Source organism: Streptomyces avidinii, assembly GCF_014650695.1.
Classification (GTDB): Bacteria; Actinomycetota; Actinomycetes; order Streptomycetales; family Streptomycetaceae; genus Streptomyces; species Streptomyces avidinii.
In genome coordinates this window covers 471,433-488,964 of the sequence record NZ_BMVL01000007.1, presented here as the reverse complement: position 1 = coordinate 488,964, position 17,532 = coordinate 471,433, and the positions used below count along the sequence as shown (strand labels likewise).

Annotated in this window: 19 protein-coding genes and 1 pseudogene; 11 read left to right on the top strand and 9 right to left on the bottom strand. The window is 71.6% G+C overall.

The genetic code is table 11. The features are described from left to right. Positions 1–229 precede the first annotated feature (229 nt). From IE257_RS39485 to IE257_RS21455, 4 genes are all read left to right on the top strand, one after another. A complete protein-coding gene (locus tag IE257_RS39485; RefSeq protein ID WP_189970930.1) occupies positions 230–961 on the top strand; it encodes a GbsR/MarR family transcriptional regulator in 732 nt (243 codons plus the stop codon). Between the two features lie 102 nt (positions 962–1,063). After that, positions 1,064–1,663, top strand: coding sequence for a hypothetical protein (locus tag IE257_RS21465; RefSeq protein WP_189970928.1), 600 nt, complete (start codon positions 1,064–1,066; stop codon positions 1,661–1,663). 20 nt (positions 1,664–1,683) lie between these two features. Then, positions 1,684–2,259, top strand: a complete 576-nt coding sequence (locus IE257_RS21460; RefSeq protein WP_189970927.1) for a hypothetical protein — start codon at positions 1,684–1,686, stop codon at positions 2,257–2,259. A 104-nt stretch (positions 2,260–2,363) separates the two neighbouring features. After that, the gene (locus IE257_RS21455; RefSeq protein ID WP_189970925.1) at positions 2,364–2,636 is read left to right on the top strand and encodes a DUF1876 domain-containing protein; all 273 of its coding nucleotides are present in this window, start codon (positions 2,364–2,366) and stop codon (positions 2,634–2,636) included. 48 nt (positions 2,637–2,684) lie between these two features. Here IE257_RS21455 and IE257_RS21450 read toward each other — a convergent pair whose 3' ends face one another. Together IE257_RS21450 and IE257_RS21445 are read right to left on the bottom strand one after the other, a co-directional pair. Beyond that, the gene (locus IE257_RS21450; RefSeq protein ID WP_189970923.1) at positions 2,685–3,440 is read right to left on the bottom strand and encodes an ABC transporter permease; all 756 of its coding nucleotides are present in this window, start codon (positions 3,438–3,440) and stop codon (positions 2,685–2,687) included. Next, entirely contained in the window at positions 3,437–4,372 is a 936-nt protein-coding gene (locus IE257_RS21445) for an ATP-binding cassette domain-containing protein (RefSeq protein ID WP_189970921.1), read from the bottom strand. The genes IE257_RS21450 and IE257_RS21445 overlap by 4 nt, the downstream gene beginning before the upstream one ends. Positions 4,373–4,473: 101 nt before the next feature. On the opposite strand from IE257_RS21445, the gene IE257_RS21440 reads away from it, so the two are divergent. After that, positions 4,474–5,235 carry a TetR/AcrR family transcriptional regulator gene (locus tag IE257_RS21440; RefSeq protein ID WP_189970919.1) on the top strand — a complete coding sequence of 254 codons (762 nt, stop codon included), beginning with the start codon at positions 4,474–4,476 and terminating at the stop codon, positions 5,233–5,235. A gap of 18 nt (positions 5,236–5,253) precedes the next feature. Here the strand turns inward: IE257_RS21440 and IE257_RS21435 are convergent, their stop codons facing one another. Together IE257_RS21435 and IE257_RS21430 are read right to left on the bottom strand one after the other, a co-directional pair. Beyond that, the gene (locus IE257_RS21435; RefSeq protein WP_189970917.1) at positions 5,254–5,433 is read right to left on the bottom strand and encodes a DUF397 domain-containing protein; all 180 of its coding nucleotides are present in this window, start codon (positions 5,431–5,433) and stop codon (positions 5,254–5,256) included. Then, the gene (locus tag IE257_RS21430) at positions 5,430–6,254 is read right to left on the bottom strand and encodes a helix-turn-helix domain-containing protein (protein ID WP_189970915.1); all 825 of its coding nucleotides are present in this window, start codon (positions 6,252–6,254) and stop codon (positions 5,430–5,432) included. The genes IE257_RS21435 and IE257_RS21430 overlap by 4 nt, the downstream gene beginning before the upstream one ends. A gap of 113 nt (positions 6,255–6,367) precedes the next feature. On the opposite strand from IE257_RS21430, the gene IE257_RS21425 reads away from it, so the two are divergent. The 3 genes from IE257_RS21425 (at position 6,368) to IE257_RS21415 (ending at position 9,614) form a co-directional block, all read left to right on the top strand. Beyond that, the gene (locus IE257_RS21425) at positions 6,368–6,766 is read left to right on the top strand and encodes an ATP-binding protein (RefSeq protein ID WP_229920552.1); all 399 of its coding nucleotides are present in this window, start codon (positions 6,368–6,370) and stop codon (positions 6,764–6,766) included. A gap of 68 nt (positions 6,767–6,834) precedes the next feature. Further along, the gene (locus IE257_RS21420) at positions 6,835–7,203 is read left to right on the top strand and encodes a hypothetical protein (protein ID WP_189970913.1); all 369 of its coding nucleotides are present in this window, start codon (positions 6,835–6,837) and stop codon (positions 7,201–7,203) included. After that, positions 7,203–9,614 (top strand): ATP-binding protein, encoded by a 2,412-nt coding sequence (locus IE257_RS21415; protein WP_189970911.1) that lies wholly within the window; start codon positions 7,203–7,205, stop codon positions 9,612–9,614. Before IE257_RS21420 ends, IE257_RS21415 begins: the two co-directional genes overlap by 1 nt. Before the next feature lie 195 nt (positions 9,615–9,809). Here the strand turns inward: IE257_RS21415 and IE257_RS39480 are convergent. The 3 genes and pseudogenes from IE257_RS39480 to IE257_RS21400 form a co-directional block, all read right to left on the bottom strand. Further along, positions 9,810–10,067: pseudogene (locus tag IE257_RS39480) on the bottom strand (DUF3995 domain-containing protein); the annotation flags it as partial. An 82-nt stretch (positions 10,068–10,149) separates the two neighbouring features. Then, the gene (locus IE257_RS21405) at positions 10,150–10,947 is read right to left on the bottom strand and encodes a VOC family protein (RefSeq protein ID WP_189971057.1); all 798 of its coding nucleotides are present in this window, start codon (positions 10,945–10,947) and stop codon (positions 10,150–10,152) included. Between the two features lie 154 nt (positions 10,948–11,101). After that, positions 11,102–11,449, bottom strand: coding sequence for a DUF6247 family protein (locus IE257_RS21400; RefSeq protein WP_189970909.1), 348 nt, complete (start codon positions 11,447–11,449; stop codon positions 11,102–11,104). A gap of 182 nt (positions 11,450–11,631) precedes the next feature. Here IE257_RS21400 and IE257_RS21395 point away from each other — a divergent pair, with 182 nt between their 5' ends. Both IE257_RS21395 and IE257_RS21390 read left to right on the top strand, forming a co-directional pair. Beyond that, positions 11,632–11,874 carry a type II toxin-antitoxin system VapB family antitoxin gene (locus tag IE257_RS21395; protein ID WP_189970908.1) on the top strand — a complete coding sequence of 81 codons (243 nt, stop codon included), beginning with the start codon at positions 11,632–11,634 and terminating at the stop codon, positions 11,872–11,874. After that, positions 11,871–12,275 (top strand): PIN domain nuclease, encoded by a 405-nt coding sequence (locus IE257_RS21390; protein WP_189970906.1) that lies wholly within the window; start codon positions 11,871–11,873, stop codon positions 12,273–12,275. Before IE257_RS21395 ends, IE257_RS21390 begins: the two co-directional genes overlap by 4 nt. A gap of 63 nt (positions 12,276–12,338) precedes the next feature. On the opposite strand, the gene argS is transcribed toward IE257_RS21390, so the two are convergent. Then, entirely contained in the window at positions 12,339–14,108 is a 1,770-nt protein-coding gene (gene argS / locus IE257_RS21385) for an arginine--tRNA ligase (protein WP_189970904.1), read from the bottom strand. Positions 14,109–14,249: 141 nt separating this feature from the next. Here argS and lysS point away from each other — a divergent pair, with 141 nt between their 5' ends. Next, positions 14,250–16,016 carry a lysine--tRNA ligase gene (lysS, locus tag IE257_RS21380; RefSeq protein ID WP_189970901.1) on the top strand — a complete coding sequence of 589 codons (1,767 nt, stop codon included), beginning with the start codon at positions 14,250–14,252 and terminating at the stop codon, positions 16,014–16,016. A gap of 84 nt (positions 16,017–16,100) precedes the next feature. On the opposite strand, the gene IE257_RS21375 is transcribed toward lysS, so the two are convergent. Further along, a complete protein-coding gene (locus IE257_RS21375; RefSeq protein ID WP_189970899.1) occupies positions 16,101–17,411 on the bottom strand; it encodes a DUF2637 domain-containing protein in 1,311 nt (436 codons plus the stop codon). Between the last annotated feature and the right edge of the window lie 121 nt (positions 17,412–17,532).

Below are 17,532 nucleotides of genomic sequence, written 5' to 3'. Positions count from 1 at the left end.
GCGGGCGCTCCGTGCGCCGCGCCGTTTCTGATGAGTGAAAAGCTACGTTGCGTTCGAGACTCTGGCAACGGACTCGTTGCGCAGAATCTGCATTCATGCAGGTCAAGCGCTAGATTTCATTGCAATGGTTTCGCGCTTAATGCAACAGTGCACCCGCTGTTCGTTGCAATGAAATGAAAGTGAACGCTATAGTGGGAGACACCACGGACCCACCACGAAGGAGACCGCGATGCCGGGAGGCAGGCTCACCCAGCAGGAACGCCAGCAGATCGCGCTGGGACTGGCCGACGACCTCGCCTATGCCGAGATCGCCAGGCGCCTGGACCGTCCGACCTCGACGATCTCGCGCGAGGTCATGCGCAACGGCGGCCCCAACGCCTACCGCGCCGAGCTGGCGCACCGCGCCACCGAACGCCGCGCGCACCGCAGGCAGGCCGTGCCCCGCGGTGCCGAGGCGCCCCCGCAGGCCCACGGGCGCGACCCCGAGGCGGTGCGCGAGTACGAGGAGGCGTTCACGGACGTCCTCGTCCAGGCGGGGACGCCCAAGATGATGGCCCGGGTGATGGCATGCCTGTACATAACCGACACGGGCAGCCTCACCGCGGCAGAACTCGTCCAGCGCCTCCAGGTCAGTCCGGCGTCCATCTCCAAGGCGATCACGTTCCTCGAAGGCCAGGGCCTCGTCCGCAGGGAACGTGACGAGCGCCGCCGCGAGCGCTACTTCGTGGACGACGACGTCTGGTACCAGGCGACGATCGCCTCCGCCCGGGTCAACGCCCAGATCATCGCGACCGCCCGCCAGGGCGTGAGCATCCTCGGGCCCGACACCCCGGCCGCCAACCGCCTGGAGAACATCGCCCGCTTCATGGACTTCGTCTCCGAGGGCATCACCCGCGCCGCGGAACAGGCCCGCGCCGTCCTCCACACGAAGCCCGCGACGCCCCCGGACGACCCGGCCTGAGCCCGAACCTGAGTACGCGCACTCAGGCGCGCGGCCCGCCGAACTGCGAACCTCGTAGGCGTACGTGCGCATTTGGCGCGGCAGTGCCACAGAGGGGCGGACATGCAGGACGGCGATCTCAAGGTCTCCAAGGTGTCTTGGGAAGCGGCGGTGCGGCACCTGTACGAGGACGCGTTCACCTTCAGCGCCACCGGTCCGCGGGGGCACGAGGACTGGCGGGCCGACGTGCTCGCCGTCATGGAACGCGCCGTCCCCGACCCGCGCGGCTGGGCCGGGCTCGACGACACCGCGAACGAGCGCACGGCGGAAGGGCCCGCCTTTCCCTTCCGCCCGCCCTTCAAGGCCGATCCCCAACGTCGGCTCACCCCGGCGGACGTCGGCCAACGGTTGTACGAGATCGACCGTGCGAGCGCCGAGAATCTCCTCCTCGCACTCACCGACGGGGGCTGCACCCTTCGGAACCTCGAAAGGTTCACCGAGAGCTTCGAAGAGCTGCAGGACATGGCCCGCACTCTCCTCGCCCGCTACGGGGACACCTTCACCTGCTACACCAACGTCAGCGTCGGCACGCGCAGGAACGGCACGCTGGACTTCGAGTCCTCCCAGTGGGGCTACATCCCCATGACCTTCTACTGGGAGGACGCCGGCCTGGTCGTCGTCTCCGACACCGAGGTCGGGCTGTTCTGGACATTCGATTGCTGAGCCCGCAGTGGGAGGTGGCCATGCCGACCCGACCCATCCGAGCCGCCACCTGGGAAGCCGCGCTGCTGCGGCTCCTGGAGGACGTCTACACCTTCGTTTGGAGCGGCCCCCGCTTGCACGAGGACTGGGCCGAGGACGTCCGCGCCGTCATGGAGCGGTCGGTCGCCGACCCCCGGGGCTGGTCCGTCCTGGAATGGCAGATCGACAAGGTGGGACGGGAGAGCGGCTATCCCTTCCACCCGTTCCGTGCGCTGAACGCCGAGGACCTGCGCTCCGGCCTCCGGCCGATCACGGCGGGCGCTGCCGTCGAGCTGCTCGCCTCGTTCGCGCAGGAGTGGTGGTTCGAGGGCTCCCCGGTCCGGTTCCGGGAGGACCGGGACATGGTGCTCGCGGACGCCCGGACCGTGCTGGACCGGTTCGGCCCCGACGCGGCGTTCTGGACCTCCTCCCTCCTCGCCCGCACCTGCGACGCGCCCGACTTCCTGGCGCGGGACCTCGAAGGCGGCCACCCCTTCACCGACCTCATGATGGACCTCGGTCTGATCGCGGTGTCCGCGGACGAGGTCGGCGTCTTCTGGTCGTTCAACGCGCATTGAGACGCCCCCCGCCACCCCACCCCGGCCCGAAGGCCACCCGGCTCGCGTCGTGTCCGCCGCGGGCGCACCCTGGAGGGAAGGGTGACCCCTGGAGGTGATGCACCATGGCCACGCTCGTCGGGTGGCATGTGGAGCTCGAATTCACCGAGGAGGGCCACCGCACCAGTGCGGCGGCCCTGGTAAGGCTCGGGGACGGCTCCGAGATCAAGGCGCGGGGCTATGCCTTGCGTCACCCCTCCGACCCGGAGCAGTTGAGGGTCGGGGAAGAGATCGCGGGCGCTCGCGCGCTCATGGATATCGCGTCGCAGATGCTGCAGAAGGCCCACTCGGAGATCGACGAGGCGACGGGCCGTACTTCCTACCCGCTGGGCGGCTGAGCGAGCGGTCGCACCATCGACCCGTTGAGGGGCTCCGACAGGGGTCCCTCAACGGGTCCTGTTGCGGAAGAGCGCGCCGGCGAGGGTCACCGCGACGGCCGTGATGCCCGCGCACCAGGTCAGCGCGATCCACGGCGCGTCACCGGCGGGCTGCGCCAGGAGCAGGGCGCGCAGGGATTCGATCACCGGGGTCAGCGGCTGGTGGTCGGCGAAGCCGTGGAGCCAGCCGGGCATGGTCTCGATGGGGACGAAGGCGCTGGAGGGGTACGGCAGGAACATCATCAGGAAGGTGAACCCGCCCGCTGCCTCGGGCGACTTGGCGAGCAGCCCGAGTGCGGCGGCCAGCCACGAGATCGCCGTGATGTACGCGAGGAGCAGCCCGGCGGCGCCGAGGAACGCGGTCGGGCCGGCCTGGGGCCGGAAGCCGATGGCGAGGGCGACGGCGAGGACCAGGGTGGTGGAGATCAGGTTGCGCACCACCGAGGCCGCGACGTGCCCGGCGAGGATCGGGACGGCGCCCACGTCGAGGGAGCGGAAGCGGTCGATGATGCCGTTGGTCATGTCCTCGGAGACGCTGACGGCGGTGGAGGCCGCGCCGAAGCCCGCGCAGAGCAGCATGGCGCCGGGGACCACGTACGTCACGTACGCCGTTCCGGTGTCGATGGCTCCGCCGAAGAAGTAGACGAAGATCAGCATCAGCATGACGGGCAGCATCAGGGCGACGATCAGCGCGTCGGGCCGGCGGCTGCTGATGCGCAGGCTGCGGCCCGCCAGGGCGAAGGCGCTCACGGGCAGGGTGGTCATCGGTCGGCTCCCGTCAGGGCGAGAAAGACGTCGTCGAGGGTGGCGCTGCGCAGGGTGAAGCGCTCGATGTCGGTGCGGTCCGGGTCGAGTTCGTCGAGCAGGGCCCGGACGTGGGCGGCGGTGCCGTCCGTGGGCAGGCCGAGGGTGAGCTCGTCGGGGGCGAGGTGGACGGCGCGCGGGGCGAGGGCCTCGTAGGCGGCGCCGGTGGTGAGGGTCAGGTCCAGCCGGTGTCCGGCGACGCGGGACTTCAGTTCGGCCGGGGTGCCCTCGGCGGCGATGCGGCCGTCGGCGAGGACGGCGACCCGGTCGGCGAGCCGGTCGGCCTCCTCCAGGTACTGGGTGGTGAGCAGGACGGTGGTGCCGTCGGTGCGCAGTTCCCGTACGAGTTCCCACAGGTCCTGGCGGCTGCGCGGGTCGAGTCCGGTGGTCGGCTCGTCGAGGAAGAGCACCTCGGGCCGGGAGACGAGGCTCGCCGCGAGGTCGAGGCGCCGCCGCATGCCGCCCGAGTACGTCTTCGCGGTGCGGCCGGCCGCTTCGGTGAGTCCGAACCGGGCGAGCAGCTCGTCGGCGCGGGCGCGGGCGGCACGCGGGGAGAGTCCGGCCAGCCGCCCCATCATGTGCAGGGTCTCGGTGCCGGTCCGGAGCTCGTCGACGGCGGCGAACTGGCCGGTGAGCGCGATGAGTCGGCGGACCCGGGAGCGTTCGGTGACGGTGTCGAGCCCGGCGACGCGGGCGGTGCCGGAGTCGGCGGCGGTGAGGGTCGCGAGGATCCGGACGGTGGTGGTCTTGCCGGCGCCGTTGGGGCCGAGGAGTGCGAGGACGCTGCCCCGCGGGACGGCCAGGTCGATGCCGTCGAGGACACGGAGGTCGCCGTAGGACTTGGTCAGACCGGCGGCGTGGATGCCGAGGTCGCCGGAGGCGTGCGTGGTCATGGGGGACGGTGCTCCCTTCACTGTTCTGCGTATGCCTTACGCTTTACTGTGTAAGTAATACACAGAACTAGGATGGGGGGTCAATCGAGGAGTGGGCGGTCATGGCGGACGAGGACAGCGGGACCGGACTCCCGGCGAGCCTGGAGATGGCCTGGGGTCTGCGCGAACGCCCCGGCAAGGGGCCGCGCCCCACGCTCACGCTGCCGAAGATCGTGGAGGCGGCCGTGGCGCTGGCCGCGGGGGAGGGGATGGACGCCGTCTCCATGGGCCGGGTGGCCAAGGAGCTGGGCGTCTCGACGATGTCCCTCTACCGGTACGTCGCCGCCAAGGAGGAGCTGTACGTCCTCATGTCGGACGCGGGGGTCGGCACCCCGGCGCCGTTGCCGCCGGAGGCGGAGGGGTGGGGATGGCGCGAGCTGCTGACGAACTGGGCGTACGCGCAGCGGGCGGTCCTGATGGCCAACTCCTGGATCCTGCGCATCCCGATCACGGCCCCGCCCGCGACCCCGAACCAGCTGGCCTGGATGGACCGGGGGCTGGCCGCGATGGCCCGTACGGGCCTGAAGGAGGGCGAGAAGCTCTCCACGATCACCCTGATCGGCGGCCTGGTGCGGAACGAGGCCACGATGGCCGCGGACATGATCGACGCCATCGTGAAGTCGGGCGTGGCCCCGGAGCAGGCCCTGGCCCAGTACGCACGCACGCTGCGGCTGCTCGCCGGCCCGGACAGCCACCCGGCGGTGACGCGGCTGCTGGCCTCCGACGCGTTCGGCGGCGCCGGCGAGCCGGACTTCCAGTTCCGCTTCGGCCTGGACCGCATCCTGGACGGCCTCGCGCCGCTGGTCGCCGAGCGGTCGGAGTGACCGCCGTCGGCGTCGCTACTACCGGCTGACCCAGCCGGTCAGCTGTGCCCAGCTCGCCGGGGCGAGATCCAGGACGGGACCGTCCTGGACCTTCGAGTCCCTGACGTGGACCTGGGTCGGGGAGGCAGCCACCTCGACGCAGTCGCCGCCCTCGCTGGCGCTGTAGCTGGACTTGAACCACGCGAGTGGGGTGCTCATGGGTCTCCTAGGAGCCGTTTCAACAGGTCCCTGGTTTCCTCGGGGTTGAGGGCCTGTGTCCGCAGCATCGCATACTTCATCGAGAGGATGCTGACCTCGTCGAGGTCGGAGACGACCAGGCTGCCGCGTTGCGTTTCGAGGTACGCAATGTGCTGATGCACCGGGGTTTCGAGCAGAACGAAGGGGCCGTCCAGGGCTGGATGGAGGGTGCGGTCCAGCGGGAGGATCTGGATGGACACCCCCGTCAGCTCGGAGCAGGTCAAGAGGTGGCGGAGCTGCTCGTGGAGTACTGCTCGGCCGCCCAGAGGGCATGTGAGGGCCGGTTCCCAGATGACGAAGCTGGCGACCATCGGCTTCTCGCGCCTCAGGGTGGTCTGACGGTCGAGTCGGGCCGCAGTCTGATCTGCGACCTCGCTGTCGGTGTACAGCGGGACGCGGCTGCGGAAGACCGCCTCCGCGTAGGCCTGGGTCTGGAGCAAGCCCGGAACTACCTGATTCTGGTACGAGGACAGCGTGACTGCCTTCTGCTCCAGGTTGATCAGCGGCTCGGCCCACGGCGGGATCACGTCGACCTGCGGCATCTTGTGCGCCGCGACCGTGAGCACCCCGGGCAGCCCCAGGACTTGGTCCATCAGCTCGGCGACGTTCGGCATCAGGGCCCGCCGACCTTGCTCAATGGAGGCGATGGTCTCGGCGTCCAGCCGGACCAGCTCTCCGAGCTGCTTCTGGGTCAGGTTCTTGGCGATCCGCGCGGCGGCCACCATCGCGCCGACCATCTTCATGGTCGTCGCGTTCGGCCGTACTCGTTTCCTCGGTGGCATGACTGCGAACTCCCCACCCGCGCAAGCGGAATACCCCGTGCGGACCCGTACTCATCAAGGAGTACGGGTCGGCGCTCAGCCACACGCTAGTCACGCAACGCGACGATCGTCCGGTGAATCCAACTATTCAGGCGGCGCTCGTGCGCGAGCGTCTCTACCTGCGCTCGCCCCGATCCGTCGCAGCTGCGCGGCAGTTCACACGTGACACCTTGCACGCGTGGGGCGGCACCGACCGCCTCGACGACATGTTGCTCTGCGTGAGCGAGCTCGCGACCAACGCGCTGCGGTACGGCGTCCCGTCCGGCCGCGGATACCTGCTGCGGCTGTTCGGCTTCGAGGACGCGACGATCCGCGCCGAGGTGCACGACAGCGGGCCCGGGTTCTCCCGGATCACCGGGAGGCCGCACGGGCAGGGGCTGACCCTCGTCGCCGCACTCGCCGATGACTGGGGGGTGCTGCCCCGGACGCCCGGGAAGGTCGTCTGGTGCGAGTTCCGCGGGGGTGTTTGCTAGCTTCGGATGCTCGGGGAGTCGGTCGGTCAGGGGGGCCAATGTCACGTCCGTTGCGGTGGGTTGTCGTCATGGGGGGCACGGCGCTCGTGTTCCTGCTCAGCTTCAAGCTGGGCCAGGCGGACCCCTTCGGCTGGCTGCCGGACAAGGACTCGGACAACGTGGCGGCCGCCGCCGGCTTCGGGGGGGCCATGGCCGCCGCCTTCGGGCTCGCCGGAGCCTGGTGGGCGGGTGGCGGCCAGGACGGGGAGGGAGGCACCGCCGTACGGCAGCGGGCCCGCGCGTCCGGGTCGGCGCGGATCACCCAGTCCGGCGGGGCCGCCGCCCCCGACCGGCTCGACCAGCGGGCGCGGGCCGACGGCGATTCCCGGGTGCGTCAGAGCGCGGGCGGTGAGCAGGACCAAGGAGCCGAGCAGGCCGAACAGGGCGAGTCCGCGTAGTGCCCGCCGAGCAGTGGGCCCGGGCCTCCGACGGGGCCCGGATCACCCAGGTCGCCGGGGACTACGTCACCTACGCGCCCGGGGCCGGCCCCGCGCCCCGGGCGCTGCTCGGCCTCCCCGACGCACCCGGCACCCTCGTCGGCCGGGACGGGCCGGTCGAGGAACTGACGGCGCTGCTCGCGCAGGACGGGCCCGTGGTCGCCGTGGTGGCCGGGCTGGCCGGCGTGGGCAAGAGCGCGCTGGCCGTGGCGACGGCCCACCGGGCCGTGGAACTGGGCTGGTTCGGCGACCGGGTGTTCTTCCTCTCGCTGCGCGGCTACGCCCCCGACGGCGGGGTGAGCGGCCCGCAGGCCGTCCAGGAGATGCTGCGGCACCTGGGCGTCCGGGACACCGACATGCCGGCCTCCCCGGAGGCGCGGGTGGCGCTGTACCGGGCGGAGCTTGCCGCCTTCGGCCGCGCCGGGCAGCGGGTGCTGATCGTCGCCGACGACGCGGGCTCGGTCGCCCAGGTACGGGACCTCGTACCGGCCGGGGGCGCGCACCGGCTGCTCGTGACCTCGCGGCACCGCCTCGTCGCTCCGGGCTTCGCGGGCCGCGTCCTCGTGCTGGACGAGCTGGCGGCGCGGCCCGCGGCCCAGCTGCTCGCGGACGCCCTGCTGCGGGCCCGGCCGGACGACCCCAGGCCCGCGCGGGAGCCCGACGCGCTCGCGGAGATCGCGCGGCGGTGCGGGCGGCTGCCGCTGGCCCTGACGGTGGCGGGAGCGGTGCTGGCGGGCGATCCGGGCCTCTCCGCAGGCGAGTTGGGCGCGCGGCTGGCCGAGGCCCGGAGCCGGCTGGAGGCGCTGACCTTCGACGACGGCGGGGTACCGGTGGGGGTGCGGGCCGCCTTCGACCTCTCGTACGCGCGGCTGCCCGCCGACCAGGCGCGGGCCTTCCGGCTCCTGACGGTCAACCCGGGGCCGGACTGCCGCACCGAGTACGCGGCCCTGCTCACCGGCCGGCACGCGGACGCCGACGCGGGCGCGGGTACGGACGTACGCCCGCGGCTGGCCGCGCTCGTACGGGCCAGCCTGCTCACCGAGCAGCCCGTCGGGTCGGGTCGCTGGCGGATGCACGACCTCGTGCGGCTGTACGCGCTGGAGCGGGGCGAGGAGTGCGCCGAGGAGGACGGGCGGGAGGAGGCCACCGACACCTTCCTGGACAGCCTGGTCTTCGACACGGAGGTGGCGGGGAGCGTGCTGGGCGTGGACGGCCGCGCGGCCGCCGGGCCGGGGCTGCCCTCGGTGGCCGAGGCGCTGCACTGGCTCGACGCGGAGCGGGCGCTGCTCGTCGCCGCCGTGGGCTTCGCCGCCGACACCGGCCGGCCGGAGTCGGCGAGGGAGCTGGCGCACCTCCTCGCGCCGTACCTCAAGCTCTACGGTCACGCCCAGGAGGCCGTGGTGGTGATGGAGCGCGTGCTCGCGCTCGTACGGCGCTCCGGGCGCCGGCAGGACCTGGGCGGGGCGCTGTACGACCTCGGCTACACCCTCCTCGACGCGCACCGCACGCAGGAGGCGGTGGAACGGCTGACCGAGGCGCTCGCGCTGTTCCGGGAGGGCTCCCACCGGGCGGGTGAGGGCAAGGCGCTGAACATGCTGGGGTCCGCGTACCGCAGGCTGCTCCGCTTCGAGGAGGCCCGCGAGGCCCACGAGGCGGCGTTGCGGATCATTCGCGAGCAGGGGATCCGGCACGCCGAGGGCACGGCGCTGGCCGCCCTCGCGCACTGTCTGCGGGAGTTGGGGCGCCTGGACGAGGCGATCGACGCGTACCGCACGTCCGTCGCCCTGATGCGGGAGGTGGGCGACCGCCACCGTGAGGCGTCCGCGCTGGATTTCCTCGGGGGAGTGCTGGGGGAGGCCGGTCACCGGGAGGAGTCCCTGGCCGTACGGGAGGAGGCGCTCGCCATCCTGCGGGACCGGGGCAGTCGGGCACGGGAGGCCTGGGTGCTGGGCGGGATCGCCGACACGCTGCGGGACGCCGGGCGGCCCAAGGAGGCGCGGGCCCGGTACGAGGAGGCCGTCGCCCTGTTCGAGGAGGGCTGGGGCCGGCGCGGGCAGGCGACGATGCTGGGCCTGCTGGGCGTGCTCCACCGGCAGGAAGGCCGCTTGGAGGAGGCGCTGGAGGCCCAGGAGCGGGCCTGTGCGCTCTGGGCCGGTACGGCGGACCGCCGGGCCGAGGCAACGGCCCTGTGGGGGCTGGCGCCCACGCTGAGCGGGCTGCGCCGCCCGGCCGAGGCGGCGCGGGCGTGCGAGCGGGCGGCGGTGCTTTTCGCCGGGGCCGGTGAGGAGTTGCTGGCCGGGGAGTGCCGCGAGCAGGCCGCCCGCCTGGACGGGGCGGCGCGGCCGCGGCGGTGGTGGCGGCTCAGGCGCTGACGGCGGTGCCGGCGGTGCGGGCGAGGTGGGTGGTACGGGCGAGCTGCGCCGCGGCCCGGCCGGCGGTGAGGCAGAGCGGGGTGTGGAGCGCCAGGTTGAGGAGCCTGAAGGGGCTGTGGCTGTCCGGAGGGCTGGGGAGGAGCCGGCGGCCCGGCCGAGGCCCGCGAAGCCCCGTACGGTCAGGCCGGCCGCGACGGCGGCCGTGACGGCGCGGGTCGCCCGGCCGCCGTGGCCGCGGGTGTGGGCGAGGACGGCCCCGGCCGCGGTCAGCAGCACGGCGGCCAGCGGGAGCACCGTGCCCGGTCCGAAGGACGTCTCGATGCCGAGGACGGCCGGCGAGAGCGCCCGTTCGTCGGCGGCGGGCCAGGTCGCGCCGGTGGCCCAGTACAGGTGCGCCAGCCCGTCGGCCGTGAGCAGTGCGGCGACAGCCGTCCCCGCGCGCTTGTTCCTCATGTGAGCCCCCTTCGTGGTGAACGAACCGTCACCGGAAAGGAGGAGGCGCACAGGGGGAACATGCCCTGTGCGCCGGGTCGCATCAGGCGGTCGGCTCCGGCATGGTCGCCGTGATCACCGCGAAGGGCCCGCCCTGAGGGTCGGCCAGGACGGCCATGCGGCCCGCCACCATGTCGAAGGCGGGGGCGAGGACGTTGGCCCCGGCCCGTTCGGCGGCGGCCTGGATCTCGTCGACGTTGTCGACCTGGAAGTACGGCAGCCAGTTCGGGGGAGTGCCGGGCGGTGCCTTGTCCAGGTTCATCATTCCGCCCACCACGCGGCCGGCGACCTTGAACTCCGTGTACCCCTCGGCGCCCGGCATGTGGGAGGCGGCGGTGGTGATCGGCAGGACGGCGGAGTAGAACGCGGCGGCGGCGGGGACGTCGCGGGTGCTCAGCTCGTTCCAGATGAGGGCGCCGTGCTCGTTGACGATGCCGGCGCCGTCGAAGGTACCCGGCTGCCAGAGGCCGACGACGGCGCCGGTCGGGTCGGCGACGACGGCCATCCGGCCGAGGTCCATCACGTCCATCGGGCCGACCATGACCGTGCCGTGGGCGTCGGTGACGGCCTTGAGGGTGGAGTCGATGGCGTCGGTGGACAGGTACGTGGTCCACACGGTCGGCGGCATCGGGTCCGGGACGGTGCCGTCCGGGTTCATCGCCTTCATGATGCCGGCGACGGGCTGCCCCTTGAGCGTGCAGACGGAGTAGCCGCCCTGCTCGGCCGGGCCGACCTCGCCCTGCCAGCCGAACAGGTCGCAGTAGAAGTCGAGGGCGGCCTGCTGGTCGGGAACCATCAGGTCGATCCAGCACGGGGTGCCGGGCTTGTAGGGGCCGTTCATGTCGGGCACGGATGCCTCCGGTGGCGGATGGGGGAAGGACGGGCCGTCCCCTACCCGGTCCCTACGCCCCGAATCGGGCCGTACGGGTGAACAGCTGAACCGTCCGGGTTCCACGTTCTCCCCGCGGCTCACGGCGGCCCGGTGAACTCTTCGCTCACTCGCCGGGCTCCCGCTCGCGCAGCTCGTGGCGGATGCGAGAGGCCTCGTCGAGGAGTTTGCGGGCCGCCTCGGCGTCCGTGGCTTCGGCCGCCCGCTTCTCGAGATCGCTGACGTGGCGGTCCAGCTCGGGGTCGCGTGCAAGGGCGTACTCGCCCCACCAGCGAGCCATGAACGCGGGCACCGGCGCGATGTCGTAGGCGTCGGCGATCTGCTGCCGCCAGGTGTCGTCGAAGTCGGACAGCAGATCCGGGGTGTGGGCGGCTATGGCGGCGCGCAACGCCTTTGGCGTGTACTCCGGCATCGGCGGCACGGATCCGCCGGGCTCAGGTGTCGCGGTCGTCATTTCCGGTTCCTCCTCGGATCGGACACGTCCACCCTAGCCTTCGGGGGCTGGCCGCGGCCGGGGAACGCGATGGCCCCCGGGATGGATGCTCCGGGGGGCGTCGGATGGAACCTTGGTGTGGCCGACACGCCGTTGATATCCTTTTCCCGAATCGTATATACGGCGATGCTCGGGAGGCGGCCATGTCCAGAACGGTGATCGACCTCGACGACGACGCGCTGGCCGAAGCCGCGCAGCTCCTCGGCACCACCACGAAGAAGGACACCGTCAACGCCGCACTCCGCGAGGTCGCGGACCGCAGGCGCCGGGCGGCGGCCATCGAGCGGATGCGGCAGATGGTCGACGAGGGCGAGATCGACTTCGGGGCGATCGGGCACGGTGACACCGACGGTCCGGCCGACGGCAAGGGGCAGTCGGCCGCGTGAGCGAGGACTTCCTCATCGATACGAGCGCACTGGTGCGCTTCTACCGGCGTCAGGCCGGATCGGAGTGGGACCGACTGGTCGAGTCCGGACGCGTGGGGTTGTGCGAGCCGGTCCGGCAGGAGTTCCTGCGAGCGGTCGGCGGTCGGCCCGCCTACTACGAGGCCGATGACCTGCTCCGTGCCGTGTTCCCCTACTGGGCCGCACGCGATGCGGTGTGGGCGGAGACGGAAGCCCTCCAGCGGCAGTTGGCGGACGCCGGTGTGCACCAGTGCGCGAGCCCCGTGGACCTGCTCGTGGCGGTCATCGCGCAGCAGCACAGGCTGACCGTCCTGCACCAGGACGCCGACTTCGAGACGATCGCCCGGGTCACCGGACAGCCCGTACGGCGCATCCTCGGCTGACGGGAACGCGATGGCCCCCGGGGCGGATGCGCCGGGGGCCATCGGGTGGAACGGGCGAGGAGGTCAGAGCTTCTCGGGGGTGCGGATGCCCAGGAGGGACATGCCCTTCGACAGCGTGCGGGCCGTCAGGTCGCACAGGAACAGGCGGTTCTCGCCCACGACGAGCTCCGGCTCCGGCTTCACGACCGGGCACTGGTCGTAGAACGTCGTGTACAGCGAGGACAGCTGGTAGAGGTACGCGGCCAGCTTGTGCGGGGCGTGGTCCGCGGCCGCCTCGGCGATCAGCTCGCCGAAGTGGTCCAGGTGCAGGCCCAGCGCGCGCTCGGCCGGGGCCAGCTCCAGCTCCGGGTGCGCGACCGGCTTGCGGTTGCCCGCGTTGCGCATGATGGACCTGATCCGGGCGTACGCGTACTGCAGGTACACCGAGGTGTCGCCGTTCAGCGAGACCATCTGGTCCAGGTCGAACTTGTAGTCGCGCGCCGCCGAGGTCGACAGGTCGGCGTACTTCACCGCGCCGATGCCGACGTACTGGCCGTTCTCGACGATCTCCGCCTCGGTCAGGCCCACCTTCTCGGCCTTCTCGCGCACGACGGCCGTCGCCCGCTCGACGGCCTCGTCCAGCAGGTCCACCAGTCGGACCGTCTCGCCCTCACGGGTCTTGAACGGCTTGCCGTCCTTGCCGAGCACCGTGCCGAAGGCCAGCTGCACGGCCTTGACCTCGTCGTTCAGCCAGCCCGCCCGGCGCGCCGTTTCGAAGACCATCTTGAAGTGCAGGGACTGCCGCGCGTCGACCACGTAGATCAGCTCGGTCGCGCCGAGGTTGCCCACCCGGTCGCGGATCGCCGACAGGTCGGTCGCCGCGTAGCCGAAGCCGCCGTCCGACTTCTGCACGATCAGCGGGGTCGGGTTGCCGTCCGGGCCCTTGACGTCGTCGAAGAAGACGCAGAGCGCGCCGTTGGAGCGGACGGCGACGCCCGACTCCTCCAGCAGCTTGCAGGTCTCCACGAGCATGTCGTTGTAGCCGGACTCGCCGACCACGTCGGGGTCCTGGATGTCCATGTCCAGCTTGTTGAAGACGGAGTAGAAGTAGATCTTCGACTCGTCGACGAACCGCTGCCACAGGGAAAGGGTCTCCGGGTCGCCGGCCTGGAGGTCCACCACCCGGGCCCGGGCCCGCGTCTTGAACTCCTCGTCGGAGTCGAAGAGCGCGCGCGAGGCCTTGTAGAGGCGGTTCAGGTTGGACATGGCCTCCTCGCCGGAGACCTCCTCGTCCGACTTGTGGTCCAGCTCGTGCGGGTGCTCCAGCAGGTACTGGATGAGCATGCCGAACTGGGTGCCCCAGTCGCCGATGTGGTGGCGGCGGACCACCTTCTCGCCCGTGAACTCCAGGATCTCCACCATCGCCGCGCCGATGACGGCGGAGCGCAGGTGCCCGACGTGCATCTCCTTGGCGACGTTCGGCTGGGCGTAGTCGATCACCGTGGTGCCCGGGTTCTCCGCGAGCGGGACGCCGAGGCGGTCGTCGCCGGCCCGTGCGGCGAGGGTCTCGATGATCGCCCGGTCGGTGATGGTGATGTTGAGGAAGCCGGGTCCGGAGACCTCGATCTCCTGGATCAGGTCACCGGTCGGGATGCCCTCGACCACGGTCGTCGCCAGCTCGCGCGGGTTGGCCTTGGCCTTCTTCGCGAGAGCCAGGATGCCGTTGGCCTGGAAGTCGGCCCGGTCGCTTCGTCGCAGCAGCGGGTCGGTGGCACCGGCCTCCGGCAGCGCGGAGGCGAGGGCGTCCGCGACGCGCTGATTGACGGAAGAAGCGAGGGAAGGGACCGAGGCCATGAGCTGCCGTTCCTGTGAGGTTGTGCCGGTGGGTGCACTTGGTTGTTCCGACAAGTGCCGAGTATCCCACGCGGCCGCTGCCGGTTCTTCTGGATATGGGGCCGTGGAGCAACCCCGGAGCGGCCCGATCCGTCTGGGAGAATGGCTGAAGCCAGCATTCGAGTAGAAGGACGTGTCGTGGCTCAGAGCAGCACCGAGACCGACTGGGTCTCCCGTTTCGCGGACGAGGTCATCGCCGAGGCGGAGCGCCGAGCACCCGGCAAACCTGTCGTCGTCGCGTCCGGAATCTCGCCTTCCGGCCCGATCCACCTGGGCAACCTCCGCGAGGTCATGACCCCGCACCTGGTCGCGGACGAGATTCGCCGCCGGGGCATCGAGGTCAGGCACCTGATCTCCTGGGACGACTACGACCGCTACCGCAAGGTGCCCAAGGGCATCCCTGGGGTGGACGAGGAGACCTACGGCCAGTACATCGGCCGCCCCCTGACCTCCGTCCCCGCTCCGGCCGGATCCCCGTACGCCACCTGGGCCGAGCACTTCAAGGCCGCCCTGATCGGTGCCCTGGACGAGCTGGGCGTCGAGTACGACCCGATCAGCCAGACCGAGCAGTACACCTCCGGCGTGTACCGCGAGCAGGTGCTGCACGCCATGAAGCACCGCGGCGACATCGACGCCGTCCTCGACCAGTACCGCACCAAGCAGAAGCCGGGCGGCAAGAAGCCCCAGCAGAAGCAGGCCGACGAGGCCGAGCTGGAGGCCGCCGAGGGCTCCGGCGCGGCCGCCGAGGACGACGGCAGCACCGGCGAGGGCGGCTACTTCCCGTACAAGCCGTACTGCGGCGAGTGCGGCAAGGACTTCACCAAGGTCACCTCGTACGACGACGAGACCACCGAGATGACCTACGTCTGCACCGAGGACGAGTTCACCGAGACGGTCAAGCTCAGCGAGTTCAACCGCGGCAAGCTGGTCTGGAAGGTCGACTGGCCGATGCGCTGGGCCTACGAGGGCGTGATCTTCGAGCCCTCCGGCGTCGACCACTCCTCGCCCGGCTCGTCCTTCCAGGTCGGCGGCCAGATCGTGCACATCTTCGGCGGCGAGCAGCCGATCGGACCGATGTACGCGTTCGTCGGCATCAGCGGCATGGCGAAGATGTCCTCCAGCAAGGGCGGGGTCCCGACCCCGGCCGACGCGCTGAAGATCATGGAGCCGCAGCTGCTGCGCTGGCTGTACGCCCGCCGCCGTCCCAACCAGTCCTTCAAGATCGCCTTCGACCAGGAGATCCAGCGGCTCTACGACGAGTGGGACAAGCTGGAGGCCAAGGTCGCCGACGGCTCCGTCCTGCCCGCCGACGCCGCCGCGCACACCCGCGCCGTGCGCACCGCGGCCGCCGAGCTGCCGCGCACCCCGCGGCCGCTGCCGTACCGGACGCTCGCGTCCGTCGTCGACATCACGGCCGGCCACGACGAGCAGACCCTGCGGATCCTGACGGACCTCGACCCGTCGCAGCCGCTCACCTCCCTCGACGAGGTACGGCCGCGCCTGGATCGTGCCGAGAACTGGATCACCACCCAGGTCCCGGCCGACCAGCGGACCCTCGTACGCGAGGAGGCCGACGCCGAGCTGCTGTCGTCCCTGGACGACGAGGGCCGCGAGTCGCTGCGGCTGCTGCTCGAAGGGCTCGACTCGCACTGGTCCCTGGACGGGCTGACCACGCTCGTCTACGGCGTCCCGAAGGTCATGGCCGGACTGGAGCCCGACGCCAAGCCGACGCCGGAACTCAAGGTCGCGCAGCGGACGTTCTTCGCACTGCTGTACCGGCTCCTGGTGACGCGCGAGACCGGGCCGCGACTGCCCACGCTGCTGCTGGCGGTGGGCGCCGACCGCGTGCGCAAGCTGCTCGCCGTCTGAGCCCGTAGGAAGCATGCGGAAGGGCCCGCACCCCTCGGGGTGCGGGCCCTTCCGCATGGCGGTACTTCGGGACGGGGCCTGCCGCTACGCGGGCTCGGCCTCCCGGTCCTTGTGGTGCTGCTGCCGGAACGACGGGATCATCCGGCGCAGGAGCGAACCGCTGCGCGGGTGCGTCACGCCGAAGCGGTCCGAGAGCGTTATGTCGAGAACCTCGGCGGACGGGTAGTCCTGCGTCTCCTGGACCAGCGCGCAGAACACCTTGTACGCCGCCTCGGCGAACTCGGCCTCGTCCGGGGTCTCGGGGCCGTCCTCCTCGCGCTGGGCCGGAACCAGGACCTCCTGCTGCGTCGGCCGCTCCTCGTCCGGGCCCATCGGGGGCAGGACCGGAGTCGGCTCCAGGCCCTCCACGTACTGGGGGTTGTAGCCGCCCTCGTACGCCGCCTGCGGGGCCAGCGGCGCTGCGAACCAGGCGCTGTTGTGGGCCGCGGGCATGGCCGTGGGGTCCACCGCGAACGGCGGCGCGGCCTGGTGCGCGGCGCCGGCCTGGTTCTCCGGCTGCTGTTGGGCCTGGGCCTGGGCCTGTTGGGCCTGCTGCTGCTGCGGCTGCTGGACCTGCTGCTGCTCGGCCGTCTGCCCGGGCGCGGCCGCCAGGGCGGCCGGGGTCGGCTGCTGGCCGAGCTGCTGCTCCACCGGCGGCAGCACCGCCGGCTCGATGCCCGTCGCCGCCAGCGCGTCCGGGGTGGTCTGCGCGAGCGGCACGCCGATCTTCGCCAGCTTCAGCGGCATCAGCGCCTCCACCGGGGCCTTGCGCCGCCACGAGCGCCCGTACCGCGCCTGCAGGCGGGCCTGGTAGATCAGCCGGTCCTGCTCCATGCCGACCGCCTGCTCGTAGGAGCGCAGCTCCCACAGCTTCATCCGGCGCCACAGCTTGAAGGTGGGTATCGGCGACAGCAGCCACCGCGTGATGCGCACGCCCTCCATGTGCCGGTCCGCGGTGATGTCCGCGATCCGGCCCACCGCGTGCCGGGCGGCCTCCACCGTCACCACGAACAGTATCGGGATCACGGCGTGCATCCCGACACCCAGCGGGTCCGGCCAGGAGGCCGCGCCGTTGAAGGCGATCGTCGCGGCTGTCAGCAGCCAGGCCGTCTGACGCAGGAGCGGGAAGGGGATCCGGAGCCACGTCAGCAGCAGGTCCAGCGCGAGCAGGACGCAGATGCCCGCGTCGATGCCGATCGGGAACACCAGCGAGAAGCTGCCGAAGCCCTTCTGCAGGGCGAGGGCACGCACCGCGGAGTACGAGCCCGCGAACCCGATCCCCGCGATGACCACGGCGCCCGCGACCACGACGCCTATGAGTATCCGGTGCGTACGAGTCAGTTGCATCGCGGCCACCCGCGATCCCCTCCCCTTGTCGAGCACATACCGAGCGCAGAGTGCTGGTGCTGCGTGCGGGGCACTTACCGCGCCTTTACCGAGCTGCAGCAGGCACAGCGTACGGGTGACCGGATGTCAG

Coding starts and splice junctions, on each gene's coding strand:
- IE257_RS21400 (WP_189970909.1), bottom strand. CDS start 11,449: ATGACGACCGCGACACCTGAGCCCGGCGGATCCGTGCCGCCGATGCCG.
- lysS (WP_189970901.1), top strand. CDS start 14,250: ATGGCTGAAGCCAGCATTCGAGTAGAAGGACGTGTCGTGGCTCAGAGC.
- IE257_RS21395 (WP_189970908.1), top strand. CDS start 11,632: ATGTCCAGAACGGTGATCGACCTCGACGACGACGCGCTGGCCGAAGCC.
- IE257_RS21460 (WP_189970927.1), top strand. CDS start 1,684: ATGCCGACCCGACCCATCCGAGCCGCCACCTGGGAAGCCGCGCTGCTG.
- IE257_RS21445 (WP_189970921.1), bottom strand. CDS start 4,372: ATGACCACGCACGCCTCCGGCGACCTCGGCATCCACGCCGCCGGTCTG.
- IE257_RS21405 (WP_189971057.1), bottom strand. CDS start 10,947: ATGAACGGCCCCTACAAGCCCGGCACCCCGTGCTGGATCGACCTGATG.
- IE257_RS21465 (WP_189970928.1), top strand. CDS start 1,064: ATGCAGGACGGCGATCTCAAGGTCTCCAAGGTGTCTTGGGAAGCGGCG.
- IE257_RS21455 (WP_189970925.1), top strand. CDS start 2,364: ATGGCCACGCTCGTCGGGTGGCATGTGGAGCTCGAATTCACCGAGGAG.
- IE257_RS21435 (WP_189970917.1), bottom strand. CDS start 5,433: ATGAGCACCCCACTCGCGTGGTTCAAGTCCAGCTACAGCGCCAGCGAG.
- IE257_RS21420 (WP_189970913.1), top strand. CDS start 6,835: ATGGGGGGCACGGCGCTCGTGTTCCTGCTCAGCTTCAAGCTGGGCCAG.
- IE257_RS39485 (WP_189970930.1), top strand. CDS start 230: ATGCCGGGAGGCAGGCTCACCCAGCAGGAACGCCAGCAGATCGCGCTG.
- IE257_RS21440 (WP_189970919.1), top strand. CDS start 4,474: ATGGCGGACGAGGACAGCGGGACCGGACTCCCGGCGAGCCTGGAGATG.
- IE257_RS21450 (WP_189970923.1), bottom strand. CDS start 3,440: ATGACCACCCTGCCCGTGAGCGCCTTCGCCCTGGCGGGCCGCAGCCTG.
- argS (WP_189970904.1), bottom strand. CDS start 14,108: ATGGCCTCGGTCCCTTCCCTCGCTTCTTCCGTCAATCAGCGCGTCGCG.
- IE257_RS21430 (WP_189970915.1), bottom strand. CDS start 6,254: ATGCCACCGAGGAAACGAGTACGGCCGAACGCGACGACCATGAAGATG.